Source organism: Cupriavidus sp. GW821-FHT07C08 (assembly GCF_059419025.1).
Map to the genome: position 1 here is coordinate 185,401 of NZ_JBWKQZ010000001.1, position 18,840 is coordinate 204,240.

Genomic DNA, 18,840 nt, shown 5'->3' on the forward strand with positions numbered 1-18,840 from the left:
TGGCACCATGTATTTTTCGATCATCGCACCAACGGTGCGTCAGGCGAGCCTCGAAGGAATAGCTCAAAATAAAGCAACTACGCCGCAAATATTCGGGAAAACCCGGAGACGCCACCCCAGAATCCATCGATACGCTGTTTATTGAGTACCACTCACAAATATCCAACGTGACGAACCACAACCGGGCTTTGGAGACAAGTATGACGATGCAGGCCGAGTCCTCTCCCACCATCCTGCCGATTGGCGGGCTTTCGCATGTGAGGGGGGACACCACCATTCCGCTGTCGGAGCAGACCGTGCCGGAGTTGCTGGCGCAAGCGGTGGCGCGCTACCCCGAGCGGGAAGCCGTTGCCTTTCGCGAGCAAGGGGTGCGCTGGAACTGGCGCGAATTCTGCGACGCCGTGGACGCGCTGGCGGCAGGCCTGCACACGCTGGGGCTGGAGAGAGGCGACCGGGTTGGTATCTGGTCTCCCAACCGGGTCGAGTGGCTGGTCACCCAGTTCGCCACGGCGCGGCTGGGGCTGGTGCTGGTGAACATCAATCCCGCCTACCGCCTGTCCGAGCTTGAATACGCGCTGAACAAGGTGGGCGTCAAGGCCATCGTCGCGGCGGAAGCCTTCAAGACCTCACGGTACCTGGAGATGCTCCAGGTACTCGCCCCCGAACTGGCCACCTGCGCGCCGGGCGAACTGCAGGCGGCGCGCCTGCCGGCACTGCGCTGCGTCATCCGGATGGGCGACGACCATACGCCCGGGATGCTCCGCTATGCCGATGTGATTGCGCGCGGCACGGGCGTGGCGCGGTCGACGCTGGATGCCATCACGGCACAGCTGGATCGCCATGACCCGATCAACGTGCAGTTCACCAGCGGCACTACCGGTGCGCCCAAGGGCGCCACGCTGACCCATCGCAATATCGTCAACAACGCACGCTTCATTGCCATGGCGATGCGTTTCTCCGAGCAGGACAAGCTCTGCATTCCGGTGCCCTTCTATCACTGCTTCGGCATGGTCCTGGCGGTGCTGGCCTGCGTATCCTCCGGCGCGGCAATGGTGTTCCCCGGGCAGGCCTTCGAGCCGGAAGCCACCATGCAGGCAGTCAGCGAAGAGCGCTGCACGGCACTGCATGGCGTGCCGACCATGTTCATTGCCCAACTCGATCACCCGAACTTCGCGAGCTACGACTTCTCTTCCCTGCGCACCGGCATCATGGCGGGGTCACCCTGCCCGATCGAAACCATGAAGCGCGTGGTGTCGCAGATGCACATGTCCGAGGTGACCATCGCCTACGGCATGACGGAGACGAGTCCGGTTTCCTTCCAGAGCAGCACCACCGATCCGCTGGACAAGCGCACCACCACTGTCGGCCGCATCCAGCCGCACCTCGAAGTCAGGATCGTGGACGCGACAGGTGCCATGGTCCCGGTAGGCGAAACAGGCGAGCTGTGTACCCGCGGCTATTCGGTGATGCTGGGCTACTGGGATGACGAGGCGCGTACCGCCGAAGCCATCCGCGACGGCTGGATGCACAACGGCGATCTCGCCACCATCGACGCAGAAGGCTACTGCAACATCGTCGGCCGCGTGAAGGACATGCTGATTCGCGGCGGCGAGAACATCTACCCGCGCGAGATCGAGGAGTTCCTGTTCCGCCACCCGAAAGTCCAGGCGGTCCAGGTGTTCGGCGTTCCCGACCAGAAGTACGGCGAAGAGGTCTGCGCGTGGATCGTGCTCAAGCCTGGCGCGAGCGCCACGGAGGACGAAATCCGCGATTTCTGCCGCGACCAGATCGCGCACTACAAGATCCCGCGCTACATCCGCTTTGTCGACGAGATGCCCATGACCATCACCGGCAAGGTACAGAAATTCGTGATGCGCGAGCATATGACGCAGGAACTGAAGCTCAGCGAATCCAGGACGGCCTGACGCGCCGGCGCCGGTGCGCGGCGCCAGCCATTCCCCCGATCCCACAGACAACACCAGAGACAACACCGCTATGAACACCCTCCCCGGCCTCAAGTTCGACCTTGGCGAAGACATCGAAATGCTGCGCGATTCCGTGCGCGACTGGGCCCAGGCCGAACTGGCCCCGCGCGCCGCCGAGATCGACCGCACCGACCAGTTCCCGATGGACGCCTGGAAGAAGATGGGCGACCTGGGCGTGCTCGGCATCACCGTGGCCGAGGAATACGGCGGCGCCAACATGGGCTACCTGGCGCACATGATCGCGATGGAAGAAATCAGCCGCGCCTCGGCCTCGGTGGGCCTGTCTTACGGCGCGCATTCCAACCTGTGCGTGAACCAGATCCATCGCAACGGCACGCCGGCGCAGAAGGCAAAGTACCTGCCCAAGCTGGTCTCGGGCGAATGGATCGGCGCGCTGGCGATGAGCGAACCCAACGCCGGCTCCGACGTGGTCAGCATGAAGCTGCGCGCGGAGCTCAAGGGCGACCGCTACGTGCTCAACGGCACCAAGATGTGGATCACCAACGGCCCGGATTGCGACGTGCTGGTGGTTTACGCCAAGACCGAGCCCGAGCTGGGCGCGCGCGGCATGACCGCGTTTATCGTCGAGAAGGGCATGAAGGGCTTCTCGGTGGCGCAGAAGCTGGACAAGCTGGGCATGCGCGGCTCGCACACCGGCGAACTGGTGTTCCAGGACGTGGAAGTGCCGGTCGAGAATATCCTCGGCGCCGAGAACGGCGGCGCCAAGGTGCTGATGAGCGGGCTGGACTATGAGCGCGCGGTACTGTCGGGCGGCCCGGTCGGGATCATGCAGGCGTGCATGGACGTGGTCACGCCGTATATCCACGACCGCAAGCAGTTCGGCCAGAGCATCGGCGAATTCCAGCTGATCCAGGGCAAGGTGGCCGACATGTACACCACGCTGCAGGCCGCGCGCAGCTACCTGTATACGGTCGGCAAGAACCTGGACGCGCTGGGCAGCGACCACGTGCGCCAGGTGCGCAAGGACTGCGCCGCGGTGATCCTGTACACGGCCGAGAAGGCCACCTGGATGGCGGGCGAGACCGTGCAGATCCTGGGCGGCAACGGCTATATCAATGAATACCCGGCCGGCCGCCTGTGGCGCGACGCCAAGCTGTACGAGATCGGCGCCGGCACCTCGGAGATCCGCCGCATGCTGATCGGCCGCGAGCTGTTCGCGGAAACCATGTAAGCGCGCCTACCTTCGCCATCTGCCGACCGACAGCACCATCTCGCGGCACACCCAGAAGCACGATATGCCAATCATCGAAACCAAACTGAACGCCCGCTCCGAGTCCTTCAAGGCCAACGCCGAAGCCATGCAGGCCCTGGTAGCCGACCTGGAGGCCAGGATCGCGAAGCTGGCCGAAGGCGGCGGCAAGGACGCGCGCGACAAGCACCTGTCGCGCGGCAAGCTGCTGCCGCGCGACCGCGTACAGCAACTGCTCGATCCGGGCACGCCGTTCCTGGAATTGTCGCAGCTCGCGGCCTACGACATGTACGACGATGCCGCGCCGGGCGCCGGCATCATCACCGGCATCGGCCGCGTGGCCGGGCAGGAGTGCGTGATCGTCTGCAATGACGCCACCGTCAAGGGCGGCACCTACTACCCGATGACGGTCAAGAAGCATGTGCGCGCGCAGGAGATCGCCGAGGAGAACAACCTGCCGTGCATCTACCTGGTGGATTCCGGTGGCGCCAACCTGCCCAACCAGGACGACGTGTTCCCCGACCGCGACCACTTCGGCCGCATCTTCTACAACCAGGCCAACCTGTCCAAGCAGGGCATCCCGCAGATCGCGGTGGTGATGGGATCGTGCACCGCCGGCGGCGCCTACGTGCCCGCGATGAGCGACGAGTCCATCATCGTCAAGAACCAGGGCACCATCTTCCTGGGCGGCCCGCCGCTGGTGAAGGCCGCCACCGGCGAGGAGGTCAGCGCCGAGGACCTGGGCGGCGCCGACGTGCATACGCGCCTGTCGGGCGTGGCCGACTACTTTGCGCAGAACGACCATCACGCACTGTCGCTGGCGCGCAATATCGTGCAGCACCTGAACCGCCGCAAGCCGGACCAGATCCGCCTGCACGAGCCGGTCGAGCCGCTGTACCCGGTGCAAGAGCTGTACGGCGTGATCCCCACCGACACGCGCAAGCCCTATGACGTGCGCGAGGTGATCGCGCGCCTGGTCGACGGCTCCGAGTTCGACGAGTTCAAGGCGCGCTACGGCACCACGCTGGTGTGCGGGTTCGCGCGCATCTGGGGCTACCCGGTCGGCATCATCGCCAACAACGGCATCCTGTTCTCCGAGTCGGCCCTCAAGGGCGCGCACTTTATCGAGCTGTGCTGCCAGCGCAAGATCCCGCTGGTGTTCCTTCAGAACATCACCGGCTTCATGGTGGGCCGCAAGTACGAGAACGAAGGCATTGCCCGCAACGGCGCCAAGATGGTGACCGCCGTGGCCACCGCGCAGGTGCCCAAGTTCACCGTGATCATCGGCGGCTCGTTTGGCGCCGGCAACTACGGCATGTGCGGGCGCGCGTATTCGCCGCGCTTCCTGTGGATGTGGCCGAATGCGCGCATCTCGGTGATGGGCGGCGAACAGGCTGCGAGCGTGCTGGCGACGGTGCGCCGCGACGGCATCGAGGGCAAGGGCGGCAAGTGGAGCGCGCAAGAGGAAGAGGCGTTCAAGCAGCCGATCCGCGACCAGTACGAGCACCAGGGCCATCCGTACTACGCCAGTGCGCGCCTGTGGGACGACGGCGTGATCGATCCCGCGCAGACCCGCACCGTGCTGGGCCTGGGACTGTCCGCGAGCCTGAATGCGCCGATCGAGAACATGAAGTTCGGCGTGTTCCGCATGTAATCACGACAAGGAAGACCGATGTTCAACAAGATCCTGATCGCCAACCGCGGTGAAATCGCCTGCCGCGTCGCCGCCACCTGCCGCCGGCTCGGCATCCGCACCGTTGCTGTGTACTCGGACGCCGACGCCGACGCACGCCACGTCGCCTTCTGCGACGAGGCCGTGCATATCGGCGGCGCGGCTGCGCGCGACAGCTACCTGCGCGCGGACCACATCATCGAGATGGCGAAGGAGACCGGTGCCCAGGCCATCCACCCGGGCTACGGCTTCCTGTCCGAGAACGAGGCGTTTGCCGGGGCCTGCGCCGCGGCGGGGCTGGTCTTCATCGGCCCGCCGGCGTCTGCCATCCACGCGATGGGCAGCAAGAGCGCGGCCAAGCAATTGATGGAGAAGGCCGCGGTGCCGCTGGTGCCGGGCTACCACGGCGAGGACCAGGATCCGGTGCTGCTGCGCCACGAGGCCGACCGCATCGGCTACCCGGTGCTGCTCAAGGCCAGCGCCGGCGGCGGCGGCAAGGGCATGCGCGTGGTCGAGTCGGGCGACGGCTTCATGGCCGCGCTGACCTCCGTCAAGCGCGAGGCGTCGGCCAGCTTTGGCGATGACAAGGTGCTGGTGGAGAAGTACCTGACCCGCCCGCGCCATATCGAGATCCAGGTGTTTGCCGATACCCACGGCAACTGCATCTACCTGTTCGAGCGCGACTGCTCGGTGCAGCGCCGCCACCAGAAGGTGCTGGAAGAAGCCCCCGCGCCGGGCATGACCGAGGCGCGCCGCCGCGCCATGGGCGAAGCGGCGGTGGCCGCGGCCAAGGCGGTCGGCTATGTCGGCGCCGGCACGGTCGAGTTCATCGCCAACCAGGACGGTTCGTTCTACTTCATGGAGATGAACACGCGCCTGCAGGTGGAGCACCCCGTCACCGAAATGATCACCGGGCAGGACCTGGTCGAATGGCAGCTGCGCGTCGCCGCCGGCGAGCCGCTGCCGCTCACGCAGGAGCAACTGCGCATCGACGGCCATGCGCTGGAAGCGCGTATCTACGCCGAGAACCCCGACAAGCAGTTCCTGCCGTCCACCGGCACGCTGCGCTACCTGCGCACGCCGCCGGCGGTGCAGTTCATGCGCGGTGAGGATGCGCACGGCCCGGCGGGTATCCGTATCGATGCCGGCGTGCGCGAGGGCGACACCATCAGCCCGTTCTACGACCCGATGATCGCCAAGCTGATCGTCTGGGGCAAGGACCGCGACGAGGCGCTGGCGCGCATGCGCCAGGCGCTGGCGTCGTATCACGTGGTGGGGCTGTCGACCAACGTGGCCTTCCTGCAGCGGCTGGTGTCGTCGCAGGCGTTCCGCACGGCCGATCTCGATACCGGGCTGATCGAGCGCAACGAAGCCACGCTGTTCCCGCCCGCCGCGCCGGTCGGCCTGGAAGTCATTGCGCTGGCGGTGGCCGCGCTGCTCGACCGCGAGACGCGCGAGCGCCGCGTCGACGCCGCCGACCAGCATTCGCCGTGGACCCATGGCGGCGCGTGGCGGCTGAACGGCGGCCTGTCGCGCACGCTGCGCTTCGGCTATGGCGAGCAGGTGCTCGACGTCACGCTGAACACCGATGCACGCGGCAGCACGCTGCTCTACGCAAACCAGGTTGTGTCCTTCGCCTGCAACTGCCAGGGAGATGAGATCCGCGTCGACCTCGGTACGCGCCACGCGCACGGCCAAGTGCATGCCGACGGCGAGGTGTTTCATGCCTTCCATGCCGGTCGTCACGTAAGCCTGACCTGGCTCGACCCACTGGCGCACGCTGGCGAGGCTGAAAGCGAAGACGGCAAGCTGACCGCGCCGATGCCCGGCAAGGTCATTGCCGTGATGGTCGAGGCGGGCAGCATCGTGACGCGCGGGGCCCCGCTGCTGGTGATGGAGGCAATGAAGATGGAGCACACCATCAGCGCGCCGGTGGATGGGGTGGTCAGTGAAGTGCTCTATGGGGTTGGCGAGCAAGTGGCTGAAGGGTCGCAGCTCCTGGCGTTTGAAGCCTGATATCGTGGGGAGATTTCCGGCAATGCAACCAGACAAAGTCAAGATCGTGGAAGTCGGCCCACGCGATGGCCTCCAGAACGAGAAGGCGTTAGTGCCGACCGAGATCAAGGTCGCATTGATCGACCAGCTGACCGAGGCAGGCTTCACCAATATCGAGGCAGCATCATTTGTGTCGCCGAAGTGGGTACCCCAGATGGCCGACGGCGCGGAAGTGATGGCGCGTATCAGACGGCGCCCTGGCACGCTTTACTCGGCACTCACCCCCAATATGAAGGGCCTGGACGCGGCACTGGCTGCCGGCGCCGATGAGGTCGTCATCTTCGGCGCTGCCAGTGAAGCGTTCTCGCAGAAGAACATCAATTGCTCGATCGCCGAGTCGATGGCCCGCTTTGAGCCTGTCGCGGCTGCAGCGAAGGAGAGAGGCATACGCCTGCGTGCCAGCGTGTCTTGCTCGCTGGGCTGTCCCTATCAAGGGGACGTGCCGGTCGGAGCGGTTGTTGATCTGGTGCGGCGCATGCGCGAGCTGGGCTGCGACGAGATCGATATTGCCGATACGATCGGCGTGGGTACACATGACAAGGTTCAGGAAGTCATGCGAGCGGCTTCGACGGAGTTTCCATTAGAGCGGCTGTCGGGACACTTCCACGACACCTATGGCCACGCCCTCTCCAATGTCCGGGCCAGCCTTGAGGTGGGCATTCGCATCTTCCATTCGTCCGTGGCCGGGCTTGGCGGTTGCCCTTATGCCAAGGGCGCCACCGGAAATGTCGCCACCGAAGCGCTTCTCCGGATGATGCAGAGCCTGGGCGTCGAAACCGGGATCGATGCCGGCAAGGTAGCGCAGATCGGGGAGTTCATTTCCAGGGCCGTCGGCAACCGTGGCGCAGGAAGCGTCGTCCAAAGCCCCGTGGGTAATCAGTGTGCCTCGGATGCGCTGAACCGTCGCCTGTAGTAACCCGGGCTGGTTCCAAGCCGAGTCCGGAAATGATTGCGCAACGTGGCTGCTGCACCAAAGCCGACTTGCACCGCGATTTCATCCACGGATAAATCGGTCTCCTCGAGCAACGTCCTGGCCCGGCCCAGGCGCTCGGTAAGCAGCCATTCCCCTGGCGGCATCCCCATCGTACTGACAAAGTGCCGCTGAAAGGTTCGGGCACTCATCGCCGTTTGCTTTGCCATTCTGACAATCGACCAGCCCTCGTCCAGTGTTGCACGCACCGCGTCCACCAAGGGTGCCAGCGAAGAGCCGCTACGCTTTGAGACCGGCTCGTCGATATACTGGGCCTGCCCGCCTTCGCGGTGGGGTGGCATGACCAGTCGGCGTGCGACCTGATTGGCTGCGCGCGGGCCAAGGTCCCGGCGAATCAGGTGGAGGCACAAGTCGATTCCCGCCGCACTGCCGGCGGACGTGAGGACATCGCCGGCATCGACGTAGAGCACGTCCGCTTCCACGTGGACGTCCGGATATCGCGCCGCGAGTGCTGCGGCATGGCGCCAGTGCGTAGTCGCACGCTTTCCGTCGAGCAGCCCCGCTGCCGCCAGGACAAAGGCGCCCGTGCAGATCGACATGACGCGCGCCCCGCGTTTGTTCGCCTTCCTCAACGCGCGGCAAAGTTCCGGCGGGACGTCCGCTTCGATACCGCGCCACCCCGGAATGATGATGGTCTTCGCCTTGGCCAGGAGTTCGAGGCCACCGTCAGCCTGTACCTGGATCCCACCCGAACCGCGCAACCTCCCCGATTCGGCGGAACAGGTCGTGAAGCGATACCAGCTGTCGCCCATTTCAGGCCTTGGCAGACCGAACACTTCAACGGCGCAGCCATATTCAAAGAGGCTCAGGCCGTCATACACGACGACGGCAACCAGTCCTGCATTGACAGACGACTGTGATTTGGTCTTTGGCACGATATGGACGGAAGCTGGCATTGATGCCACCAGCGATTGATTCTGCCCCATCTGCTCTGCGTCTAGCAAGACCCTCCCCCATGTCTGTTGCGTGTGCTGCGATCCTGCTCGCCGCCACTCGCATCAAGTTGGCACGATCCTTACGCAAATTGTCGTTCGTGCCACTGGTGGGGTCTATTTGCACTGCATATCCTGTGGTCGGTGGTTCGCGATACGGCAAGCGACGCGCGTCCGCCAGCAATTTCAACCCGCAGAGAGAGTGAAAGTGAAAGACAAACTATTCATGCTTCGCCCCGGCTTTTTTTCAGGCTCGGAAGGTCCGTTCTATTGTGGAGATTCCGTTGCCGTTGAAGGCCTGCTCGGCTTCTTCCCGCAGTTGCGCAATGAAGTGGATGTCGAATACATCGATGCGCCCCGCCCTCGCATGGCAATTGTCGAACTGATCGGCGAGGCGAACCAGTCCGCCCCCGTCCTGGTGCTCGGCGCCGGGCGCGCGCCGGTCGATGACGGTGTAGCGATTCACGTAAGCGGCCAGACGCGTTTTATCGATTCGCCCGACCATATCCGTCGATACCTGTCGTCGCAGTACGGTGTGGCGCATCCCGCCTCCTGACTACAGGCCAACCCGGCTCATGCGTGAAGAGGCCTTCCATGCAGCCCCGGCGCGCCGATCGCGACCATTGCGATTGGCGGCATCGTCTGCCGCAACTTTGGCGGTGCCCATGCGTGGCTGGCCTCGACTTCGAACCTGCTCAGTAATCGCTTCAGGCAATCGCCTGAAGTCTCTTGAATAAGCTATGGATTCTCCAATGTCTTCGCCCAAGCACGCCAAGGTCCTGATTCTCGGTTCCGGCCCTGCCGGCTATACCGCCGCCGTCTATGCAGCGCGCGCCAACTTGTCGCCGGTGCTCGTCACGGGCCTGGCGCAAGGCGGCCAGCTGATGACCACGACCGATGTCGAAAACTGGCCAGCGGATGCAACGGGGGTGCAGGGTCCAGAGCTGATGCAGCGCTTTCTCGACCACGCGGAGCGCTTCAACACCGAGATCGTGTTCGACCACATCCACACGGCAAAGCTCGACGGCAAGCCGATTCGCCTGATCGGCGAATCCGGCGAGTACACCTGCGACGCGCTGATCATCGCGACAGGCGCGTCCGCACAGTATCTCGGCCTGCTGTCCGAGGAATCCTTCATGGGCCGCGGCGTGTCCGCCTGCGCGACCTGCGACGGCTTCTTCTACCAGCAGCAGCACGTAGCCGTGGTTGGCGGCGGCAATACGGCGGTCGAGGAAGCGCTGTATCTGGCTGGCATCGCGAAAAAGGTCACGGTGATCCACCGCCGCGACAAGTTCCGCGCCGAGCCGATTCTTGTCGACCGTCTGCTCGAGAAGGCGAAGCAAGGTGTTGTCGAGATCAAATGGAACCACGTGCTCGACCAAGTGAATGGCGACGGGGCCGGCGTGACCGGCCTGCGCATCAGGCATGCGCAAACCGGCGAGACCACCGAACTCGCACTGCAAGGCGTCTTCATCGCCATCGGCCACAAGCCGAACACCGATCTCTTCAAGGGCCAGCTCGAGATGAAGAATGGCTACATCGTCACCAACGGCGGCCTCTCGGGCAACGCCACGGGCACGAGTGTGCCGGGCGTGTTCGCGGCAGGCGACGTGCAGGACCACATCTATCGGCAGGCGATCACCAGCGCCGGCACGGGCTGCATGGCCGCGCTCGACGCGCAGCGATATCTGGAAAGTACGCCGGAGCCTGAGTTTCTACATCGCACCATCCCAGTAGAAAATTCTTCTAATTAGAAGCGAGATGGTGGGTGCTTTTTGGAAGCCTTTTGCGGGAATCGAACACTATGATTTCTCTCACAAACAGCGCGAAGCCGGCTTTCCAATCCAGGATCGGACGATGCGCGATACCGGATTACGCCCCCACCATGAGAACAATATTCCGGCTCTTCCAAGAGCACCCGGCATCGGTCGGCGAGAGCTATCTGCAGCATATGTTGTCGTCGTTTTCATTTGGCGCGTCGATGCTGTTCGCATCGATGGCGGCGCTCGTGCACGGCATGCTGCCTTTTCTCTTCGTCGCCACAGGCAGCAATACGATCTCGCGGCTGCATGAGCGCATGGTCACCCATCGCAACCGCGTGGCGTCGCGTCACCGATAAACAAGCCCCCTTCGACAACAACATGACAAGCTCACTAGCGTCTTCCCTGCTACGCCCGGTTCCGTATATGGGCGTGATTCACGTCGTTCACGAAGCCGTCAAGCTCGGCTTCCGCAACGGTCATCCCGACTGGTGCAACCTCGGCCAGGGGCAGCCTGAAATCGGGCCCATGGCAGGCGCGCCGGAACGGCTGGCTTCACTGCAGTTCGACGTGGCCGATTGCGCCTACGGGCCGGTCGGCGGCATCGATGCGCTGCGTCAGGCGGTCGCGGACGACTACAACCGTCGCTATCGTCGCGGCAAGGCATCGCAGTACACGAGGGACAATGTCGCGATTGCGTCCGGCGGGCGGCTTGCGCTGTCGCGCCTGCTCGCCACCCTGGGCGAAATTCGCCTGGGCCACGTCGTGCCCGACTACACCGCCTACGAAGATCTGATCGCTTACCATCGCCATCGCTTCACGCCGGTCACGCTGCCCGTGGGGCCCGAAGACGGCTTTGCCATCCCGGCGCAGGCGCTTGAGGGACTGATCGCAAGGGAACAGTTGGACGCGCTGCTGTGGAGCAATCCCAACAACCCCACCGGCGCCGTGGTACGTGGTGAAGCACTGGCACAGTATGTGGCGGCGGCGCGCAACACGGACTGCTGGATGCTGCTCGACGAGTTCTATTCTCACTTCGTGTTCGAAGATGGCCATGCCCCCGCGGACAAGCCGGTGTCCGCCGCCGAGTTCGTCGAGGACGTGGAAAGGGACCCGGTCGTCATCGTCGACGGCTTGACGAAGAATCACCGTTACCCCGGCCTGCGCGTGGGCTGGGTGGTGGGGCCGACCGAGGTGATCGACATGATCAGCCGTGCCGCAAGCGCCATCGACGGCGGCCCGCCGACGATCGTGCAACGGCTTGCCGTGCAAGCACTGCAAAGCGATCGTGCGGATCAGGAAACGTCCGCATTGCGGCAGATGTTCGCCAGGAAGCGCCGCATCATGCTGGACGCGCTGACCGACATGGGTGTCGAGATCCCATGCCCTGGCAACGGCACGTTCTATCTCTGGGGCCGGGTGCATCGGCTGCCCGCGCCGCTGAACACCGCGGACACCTTCTTTACGGAGGGTCTCAAGCGCAAGGTCATGACCGTGCCCGGCAGGTTCTTCGACGTCAATCCGGGCAAGCAGCGCGCGACCGAATACATCGACGCAAGCTGGGTGCGCTTTTCTTTCGGCCCGCCCGAGCCCAATCTCCGCATGGGACTGGAGCGCCTGGGCGACATGGTCAACAGCGCCAGGCGAGGGTAATCCGGATGTCTCCCGATACCTATCTCTCGCACGGCGTGATCGATCCAGACGATTTCGGCGGCGTCGTCAATCCGCCGGTTTTCCATGCGTCGACCGTGACGTTTCGCAATCTCGACGACATGGAAGCGCGCGGGCGCGCCATGTCGGGCGCCGACACGGATGTCATGTGGTACGGCCGCAAAGGCACGCCGACCACCTTCGCGTTGCAGAACGCCCTGGCGCAGCTCGAAGGCGGGCACCGTTCGCTGTTGGTGTCGTCCGGCCTGGCGGCGTGTACGAGCGCCATCATGGCATTCGTCAAAGCCGGCGATCACATCCTGGTGAGCGACAGTGTCTATGGCCCGACGCGCCACTACGTCGAAACGGTACTGGCCCGCTGCAACGTGTCAGCGACGTTCTACGACCCCACGCTTGGGTCCGACATCGCGGCCTTGTTCCGTCCGACCACGGCGCTCGTGTTCGCCGAGTCACCGGGTTCGCAGACGTTCGAAATGCAGGACATTCCAGCCATTGCGAAGGTCGCACACCGGCATGGCGCGGTCGTCGTCATCGACAACACGTGGGCCACGCCCTTGTTCTTCAAGCCATTCGAGCACGGCGTGGACGTCTCCGTGCATGCGGGGACGAAATACATCGTTGGGCATTCGGACGCCTTGATGGGTGTGATCACGACCAACCGTGAGTCATGGAACACCGTGCGCGACTATGTCTTCGCCACTGGCCAGCACGCGGGCCCGGACGACGTCTATCTCGCGCAGCGGGGCTTGCGCACGATGGCCGTGCGCCTTGAGCGGCATCAGCGTAGCGGACTGGCCATTGCCGATTGGCTCGCGGGCCGCCCGGAGGTGGCCCAGGTGTTGCACCCCGGGCTCCCTGGTGCGCCGGGCCACGCACTCTGGCGCCGGGATTTCACGGGGGCTTCAGGATTGTTCAGCGTCGTACTCAAGCCCGGATATGGGCGTGAGGCGTTCCGCGCCTTCATCGACGACCTGAAGCTGTTCCGCCTGGGGTTTTCCTGGGGCGGATTCGAGAGTCTGGTAATGCCCTTCGATCCCAGGGAGGAGCGCCCCGCAGCCGCCTGGCCGCATGCCGGCCAGGCATTTCGATTGCACGTGGGCCTTGAGGCCAAGGAAGATTTGATCGCCGATCTGGAAGCCGCGTTCCGCGGACTTGCCGTGCAGTAGCGTTGCCCTTCAAAAAAAATACCTATTCCTACATTGGAGACAAGACATGAAATCCCTGAAGTTGCAGTTGCAAAGCGCGTGCATCGCGACCCTCCTGAATCTCACGGCGCCCGCCGTGCACGCTGAAGATCTGCTGGATTCGGTCAAAGTCAGCGGTGTCCTGAAAGTCGGCATGGAGGGCACTTACCCACCCTTTGGCTATCGCAATGGCGACGGTCAGCTCGACGGCTTTGACGTGGCCGTAGCCAAAGCCGTGGCCGACAAGATGGGGCTCAAGGTCCAGTTCATCACCACCGAGTGGAGTGGCATCATTGCCGGCCTGCAAGCCGGCAAGTTCGACGTCATCGTCAACCAGGTGGGCATCACGCCGGCGCGCCGCCAGGCTCTGGATTTTACCCAGCCATACGTCTATTCCGCGGTCCAGGTACTTCAGCGCAACAATGACAAGCGCGAGTTCAATTCGCTTGAAGAGCTGAAGGGAAAATCCGTCGGCGTCACGCTGGGCAGCAACTATGCCGAACTGGCGAAATCCGTGCCGGGTATCCTGGTGCAGACCTATCCGGGTACGTCGGAAAACCTGCGTGACCTGGCGGCCGGGCGCATCGATGCCGCCCTCAATGACCGCCTGATGCTGCCATACCTGATCAAGAACTCCAAGATGCCGCTACGCACCGGCGCGCTACTCGCCGGCACGAAGCTTGAGATGGGCATCCCTTTCCGCAAGGGCAATCCCAAGTTTGCCAAGGCCATTGACGACGCACTGAACGCGTTGCAGCAGGATGGCACGTTGCGCAAGCTGTCCATCCAGTGGTTGGGTACCGACGCCAGCAGAGCCGTCGCCCAGTAATCGCTGCCACGCCGGCCGGCTCCTGCCATCGCTGCAGGCATCGGCCTGGCCGGCCACGCGGCCACTTCTACGGATCGAATCATGGAATCTCTTGATCTAGTTATTCATGCATCGCCTGTACTCCTGCACGGAGCGGTGATCACCGCGAAATTTGCCCTGGCGTCGATGGTGTTCGGCCTGCTGGTCGGGATCGTGGTCGCCATCATGGGTATCAGCACCAGCCCAATCCTCGGCGGCATTGCCCGCACCTATGTCAGCGTCATGCGCGGCACGCCGCTGCTGGTGCAGATGTTCGTCGTCTACTATGGCCTGCCAGACCTCGGCATTTCCCTGGACCCCACCAGCGCCGGCATTCTTACCCTCACGGCCAATGCCGGCGCTTACCTGTCGGAAAGCATGCGCGGCGCGATTCTCGGTATCGGCAGAGGGCAATGGAGCGCCGCGCACAGCCTCGGGCTGAGCCATCTGCAGACGCTGCGTTACATCGTCTGCCCGCAGGCCTTGCGGCTGGCCGTGCCAAGCCTCGGCAACACGCTCATCAGCCTGATCAAGGATACGTCGCTGGTGTCAGTCATCACCGTGACCGAGTTGCTCAGGTCGTCCCAGGAAATCATCGCATCAACGTTCCAGCCGCTTCCCTTGTATCTGTCGGTAGCAGCGATCTACTGGCTGTTCAGCACCGGATTGTCATGGGCACAGCGTCGCCTCGAGGCGCGTCTGACACTGCCTGTGACGCGTTGATCCAACGGGTCGGAAACCCGAAGAAAGCAATCTGCAAGCAGGAGACAAAACGATGATCGCGCTCGAAGGCGTATCGAAGTGGTATGGTCAGTTCAAGGTGCTTGATGCGTGCAGCACCCAGGTAGAAAAAGGCGAGGTCGTGGTCATCTGCGGCCCTTCCGGATCAGGAAAATCCACGCTGATCAAAACGGTCAACGGCCTTGAGCCGTTTCAGCAGGGCCGGATCAGTGTGGACGGGGTGATGGTCGGCGATCCGAAGATCAAGCTCGCCCAGTTGCGTGCGCGGGTTGGCATGGTGTTTCAGCATTTTGAGCTGTTCCCGCATCTGTCCATTCTCGACAACCTGTCCCTGGCGCAGGTCAAAGTGTTGAAACGCCGCAAAGAGGAAGCTCAGGAGAACGGCATGCGGCTGCTCGAGCGCGTCGGCCTGAAAGCGCATGCGCGGAAATACCCCGGGCAGCTTTCGGGCGGGCAGCAACAGCGCGTTGCCATTGCACGCGCGCTGTCGATGGATCCGATCGCCATGCTGTTCGACGAACCGACATCAGCGCTCGATCCCGAAATGATCAATGAGGTGCTGGACGTCATGATCGAACTGGCACGCGAGGGCATGACGATGATCTGCGTCACCCATGAAATGGGGTTCGCGAAGAAGGTCGCCAGCCGCGTAATTTTCATGGATGGCGGCGCCATCGTCGAAGATGCCGGCAAGGAAGCCTTCTTCGGCGACCCGAAGTCGGCCCGTGCGAAGGAATTCCTCGCAAAGATCCTGCACTGACTCACACCAGCTTGCACGAAGGCGGGGGAAGCCGAGGGCGATCAAGGTCCCCGCTGACAACGCCCTTCGCCGCCCCGTCCTGGTCTACCTCCCCCAAAAATCGAAATCATGAAGATCTCGGATCGCCTTGCCGCTTTCTCCCGCCTCGATCTTGTCGGCGCGGCCACGCCCCTGCAAAAGCTGGATCGCCTGTCCGGGATGCTCGGGCGCGATATCTACGTCAAGCGGGATGACACCACGCCACTTGCGTTTGGCGGAAACAAGCTGCGCAAGCTTGAGTTCCTGGCGGCTGACGCCTTGCGCCAGGGCGCCGATACGCTGGTAACGGCCGGAGCCGTACAGTCGAATCATGTCCGGCAGACGGCCGCGCTGGCGGCCCGTCTTGGGCTACGCTGCAGCGCGTTGCTGGAAAACCCGACCGGCACGGCAGACGGCGACTACCTGCGCAGCGGCAACCGCCTGCTGCTCGATTTGTTCGACGCACAGGCCGAGCCGGTTACCAGTCTCGACAACGCCGACGCACAGTTGCAAGCCCTTGCGGAACGACTGCGTGGCGAGGGGCACAAGCCGTATGTCATCCCGATCGGCGGGTCCAATCCGCTGGGGGCATTGGGGTATGTACGTGCCGGCCTGGAGCTGGCGCAGCAAGCCGAGGCGATGGCTCTTGCGTTCTCGGCGGTCGTGCTGGCGTCCGGCAGTGCCGGAACCCACGGCGGGCTTGCGTTGGCGCTCGCACACGCGATGCCGGATACACCGGTCGTCGGCGTTACCGTGTCGCGCAGCGTCGCAGCGCAAGTTCCGAAGGTGGCCGGGCTGATCGAAGGGACTGCTGCGCTGCTCGATGTCGAGGTGCCGGCAGGGCTGAAGATCGAGCTGTGGGACGAATACTTCGCACCTCGCTATGGTGAACCCAACCAGGCGGGGCTGGAGGCCATCCGCATCCTGGCAGGTACCGAAGGTGTGTTGCTCGATCCCGTCTATACGGGAAAGGCGATGGCTGGTTTGCTCGATGGCGTCGCGCGCGGGCGTTTTGCTTCGGATGGCCCGGTGTTGTTCCTGCATACCGGTGGTGCGCCGGCGTTGTTTGCGTATCGCAATGCAATCAACACAGGCCCGAGGAACTAAAGCGGGAACGGAGGGGGAGTTGACACCATCGCCCAGCCCCGCCGCGGCTACGCGAAACGCGGAGCCAAAAGACAAGGCGCCTCGAGGGCGCCCTGTATTCTCGATTAAAAGCGAATTACACGTCACTCCCACTCTATCATCAACAAGCCGTCTGAACCCGCGTGGGTAATAGGATTGGCTGTGATTGGAGTGTGAGATGGCAATCAATACCCTCGCTAGCCGGGATGCCTGCGACGAAAGCGGGATTTACCTGACGGTCACTGGCTTGAGCGCTGAGCATGGTGATGAAGGCCAGGTCGGCCGCTGAAACCGTGTCAATGGGCTGATTACCCCCTATCGGCCAATGTCGCTGGAGGCCGCAGCGGGCAAGAACCCGGCGTCCCATGTCGGCAAGCTCTGCAACGTGCTCGCCCACCGGTTAGCCACTCCTATTCAGGCAAGCGTGGATGACGCGGATGAAGTCATCGTCCGGCTTCTCTCCGGAATTGGACGCCCCATCGACCAGCCCCGACTGGTTGCCATCGATGTCGTGGCCGAGCGCGGCCTCTCGAGCGCCCAGGAGCAGCACGTTCGTGAACGTGCGTCATGTGGCGTTCGACATTCAATCCCGAACCGGCACCCAGTGCGAGCGCCCATGAACGCCCATGAACGCTTGATTGAAATCAAAGAGCAAATCGAATGGTCGCCCAAAATGAAAATGTAGTTTATGCGCTGCAGGTTCTCCTAATCGCCCCAAGGAGAGGATGGAATGCCGACCAGGTCCATTACCCCTAAGGGGGAAATTACGGCGCCACCGGCGCCCGGGCAGTTCCAACGGCCGCCACGGGCCTGAAACACGCGGTGGCATGGATTTGCGCTGCCCTTGCAATGCTACTCGCGGCAGCTACACCGGCATCATCGGCACCACGGCTGCTGCCAGGCGATACCGTCTTCCCCTTATAGGAGGAAAACATGAACTACGACCACAACAGTCACGAGCGGCCTGGAGACGCACTGCGCGCCGTGGCCAGGTCCAAGCTGGTCATGATTGGCTTTCTGCTGGTGATTGCCTACTTCCTATGGACTGAACACCGGGCACACGTCATTCAATTCCTGCCATTACTTCTGCTGGCCGCCTGCCCCCTGATGCACATCTTCATGCACGGTGGACACGGTCACGGTCACGGTCACGGACCGGATGACGCCACAAAGGACACGAACACAAAAGGAGAGCGATGATGCAACCCGAAACACCATCCAGCTACGGCCTCTGGTCGCTGGTCATTATCAACTCCGCTGTCTTCATCATCTTCGCCTTCAGCTTCACCAAGCCGAAGACCCAGCGCGACTGGCGCTCGTTTGGCGCGTTCTCCGCGTTTATTGTGGCGCTCTTTACAGAGATGTATGGCATCCCCCTGACTATCTATCTCCTGCTGCCGTGGCTTTCGGCGAAGTTCCCGGGAATCGACTTCCTCTCGCATGATGCCGGTCATCTTCCCGAGATGATTTTCGGTTGGAGCGGCAACCCGCACCTGGGGCCATTTCACATCGCCAGCAATATTCTAATTTTTGGCGGCTTCATCATGCTGTCTTCCGCCTGGCGCATTCTGTATGTGGCCCAGCGGCAGCACCGCCTCGCGACCACTGGTCTCTATGCGCGCATGAGGCATCCTCAGTATGTCGCTTTCGTCCTGATTATGTTCGGCTTCCTGCTGCAATGGCCGACGATAGCCACTCTGGTGATGTTCCCCATCTTGGTCTGGATGTACGTTCGGCTGGCCAAGGCAGAGGAGCAGGACGCACTGGCCGAGTTCGGGCAGGCCTATGAGGAATATCGCCAAAAGACGCCAGCATTCATTCCTCACATCTCAGGCCGAGATGTTCCGCGGACGCATCCTCATTGAATTCAACCGTATCTTCCTTGCACC

The 18,840-nt window shown here is 63.2% G+C and carries 17 protein-coding genes and 1 pseudogene; 17 read left to right on the forward strand and 1 reads right to left on the reverse strand.

Features of this window, described 5'->3' with window-relative positions:
- Nucleotides 1-200 precede the first annotated feature (200 nt).
- The 5 genes from AC07UK_RS00930 to AC07UK_RS00950 all read left to right on the forward strand — a co-directional run bounded on the left by AC07UK_RS00930 (nucleotide 201) and on the right by AC07UK_RS00950 (nucleotide 7,835).
- A complete protein-coding gene (locus AC07UK_RS00930) occupies nucleotides 201-1,925 on the forward strand; it encodes an AMP-binding protein (protein WP_494685422.1) in 1,725 nt (574 codons plus the stop codon).
- Between the two features lie 70 nt (nucleotides 1,926-1,995).
- Nucleotides 1,996-3,177: an isovaleryl-CoA dehydrogenase gene (locus AC07UK_RS00935; protein ID WP_494685421.1), complete on the forward strand. Its 1,182-nt coding sequence runs from the start codon at nucleotides 1,996-1,998 to the stop codon at nucleotides 3,175-3,177.
- A gap of 64 nt (nucleotides 3,178-3,241) precedes the next feature.
- Nucleotides 3,242-4,849, forward strand: a complete 1,608-nt coding sequence (locus AC07UK_RS00940) for a carboxyl transferase domain-containing protein (protein WP_494685420.1) — start codon at nucleotides 3,242-3,244, stop codon at nucleotides 4,847-4,849.
- Nucleotides 4,850-4,867: 18 nt separating this feature from the next.
- The gene (locus AC07UK_RS00945) at nucleotides 4,868-6,883 is read left to right on the forward strand and encodes an acetyl/propionyl/methylcrotonyl-CoA carboxylase subunit alpha (RefSeq protein WP_494685419.1); all 2,016 of its coding nucleotides are present in this window, start codon (nucleotides 4,868-4,870) and stop codon (nucleotides 6,881-6,883) included.
- A 22-nt stretch (nucleotides 6,884-6,905) separates the two neighbouring features.
- Nucleotides 6,906-7,835: a hydroxymethylglutaryl-CoA lyase gene (locus AC07UK_RS00950; protein WP_494685418.1), complete on the forward strand. Its 930-nt coding sequence runs from the start codon at nucleotides 6,906-6,908 to the stop codon at nucleotides 7,833-7,835.
- Here AC07UK_RS00950 and ftrA read toward each other — a convergent pair.
- Complete coding sequence (gene ftrA, locus AC07UK_RS00955; RefSeq protein ID WP_436223074.1) at nucleotides 7,799-8,809, reverse strand: transcriptional regulator FtrA; 1,011 nt, start codon at nucleotides 8,807-8,809, stop codon at nucleotides 7,799-7,801. The two genes, AC07UK_RS00950 and ftrA, sit on opposite strands and share 37 nt — an antisense overlap.
- Before the next feature lie 244 nt (nucleotides 8,810-9,053).
- Between ftrA and AC07UK_RS00960 the strand changes: the two genes are divergently transcribed.
- From AC07UK_RS00960 to AC07UK_RS01015, 12 genes and pseudogenes are all read left to right on the forward strand, one after another.
- Nucleotides 9,054-9,401, forward strand: a complete 348-nt coding sequence (locus tag AC07UK_RS00960) for a DUF3088 domain-containing protein (RefSeq protein WP_436223075.1) — start codon at nucleotides 9,054-9,056, stop codon at nucleotides 9,399-9,401.
- 196 nt (nucleotides 9,402-9,597) lie between these two features.
- Complete coding sequence (gene trxB, locus AC07UK_RS00965) at nucleotides 9,598-10,599, forward strand: thioredoxin-disulfide reductase (RefSeq protein ID WP_494685417.1); 1,002 nt, start codon at nucleotides 9,598-9,600, stop codon at nucleotides 10,597-10,599.
- A 50-nt stretch (nucleotides 10,600-10,649) separates the two neighbouring features.
- Nucleotides 10,650-10,964: a DUF6356 family protein gene (locus AC07UK_RS00970; protein WP_436221831.1), complete on the forward strand. Its 315-nt coding sequence runs from the start codon at nucleotides 10,650-10,652 to the stop codon at nucleotides 10,962-10,964.
- A 67-nt stretch (nucleotides 10,965-11,031) separates the two neighbouring features.
- Nucleotides 11,032-12,258: a pyridoxal phosphate-dependent aminotransferase gene (locus tag AC07UK_RS00975; RefSeq protein ID WP_436221832.1), complete on the forward strand. Its 1,227-nt coding sequence runs from the start codon at nucleotides 11,032-11,034 to the stop codon at nucleotides 12,256-12,258.
- A 5-nt stretch (nucleotides 12,259-12,263) separates the two neighbouring features.
- Complete coding sequence (gene metC, locus AC07UK_RS00980) at nucleotides 12,264-13,442, forward strand: cystathionine beta-lyase (protein WP_494685416.1); 1,179 nt, start codon at nucleotides 12,264-12,266, stop codon at nucleotides 13,440-13,442.
- 46 nt (nucleotides 13,443-13,488) lie between these two features.
- Nucleotides 13,489-14,289 (forward strand): transporter substrate-binding domain-containing protein, encoded by an 801-nt coding sequence (locus AC07UK_RS00985; RefSeq protein WP_494685415.1) that lies wholly within the window; start codon nucleotides 13,489-13,491, stop codon nucleotides 14,287-14,289.
- Nucleotides 14,290-14,370: 81 nt separating this feature from the next.
- Entirely contained in the window at nucleotides 14,371-15,030 is a 660-nt protein-coding gene (locus tag AC07UK_RS00990) for an amino acid ABC transporter permease (RefSeq protein ID WP_436221835.1), read from the forward strand.
- A 52-nt stretch (nucleotides 15,031-15,082) separates the two neighbouring features.
- Complete coding sequence (locus tag AC07UK_RS00995) at nucleotides 15,083-15,808, forward strand: amino acid ABC transporter ATP-binding protein (protein WP_494685414.1); 726 nt, start codon at nucleotides 15,083-15,085, stop codon at nucleotides 15,806-15,808.
- 108 nt (nucleotides 15,809-15,916) lie between these two features.
- Complete coding sequence (locus AC07UK_RS01000) at nucleotides 15,917-16,933, forward strand: D-cysteine desulfhydrase (protein ID WP_494685413.1); 1,017 nt, start codon at nucleotides 15,917-15,919, stop codon at nucleotides 16,931-16,933.
- A gap of 190 nt (nucleotides 16,934-17,123) precedes the next feature.
- Nucleotides 17,124-17,636, forward strand: a pseudogene (locus AC07UK_RS01005) (methionine adenosyltransferase); the annotation flags it as partial.
- Between the two features lie 248 nt (nucleotides 17,637-17,884).
- Nucleotides 17,885-18,151 carry a DUF2933 domain-containing protein gene (locus AC07UK_RS01010; protein WP_494685412.1) on the forward strand — a complete coding sequence of 89 codons (267 nt, stop codon included), beginning with the start codon at nucleotides 17,885-17,887 and terminating at the stop codon, nucleotides 18,149-18,151.
- The gene (locus AC07UK_RS01015) at nucleotides 18,151-18,816 is read left to right on the forward strand and encodes a methyltransferase family protein (protein ID WP_494685483.1); all 666 of its coding nucleotides are present in this window, start codon (nucleotides 18,151-18,153) and stop codon (nucleotides 18,814-18,816) included. The genes AC07UK_RS01010 and AC07UK_RS01015 overlap by 1 nt, the downstream gene beginning before the upstream one ends.
- Nucleotides 18,817-18,840: the final 24 nt, after the last annotated feature.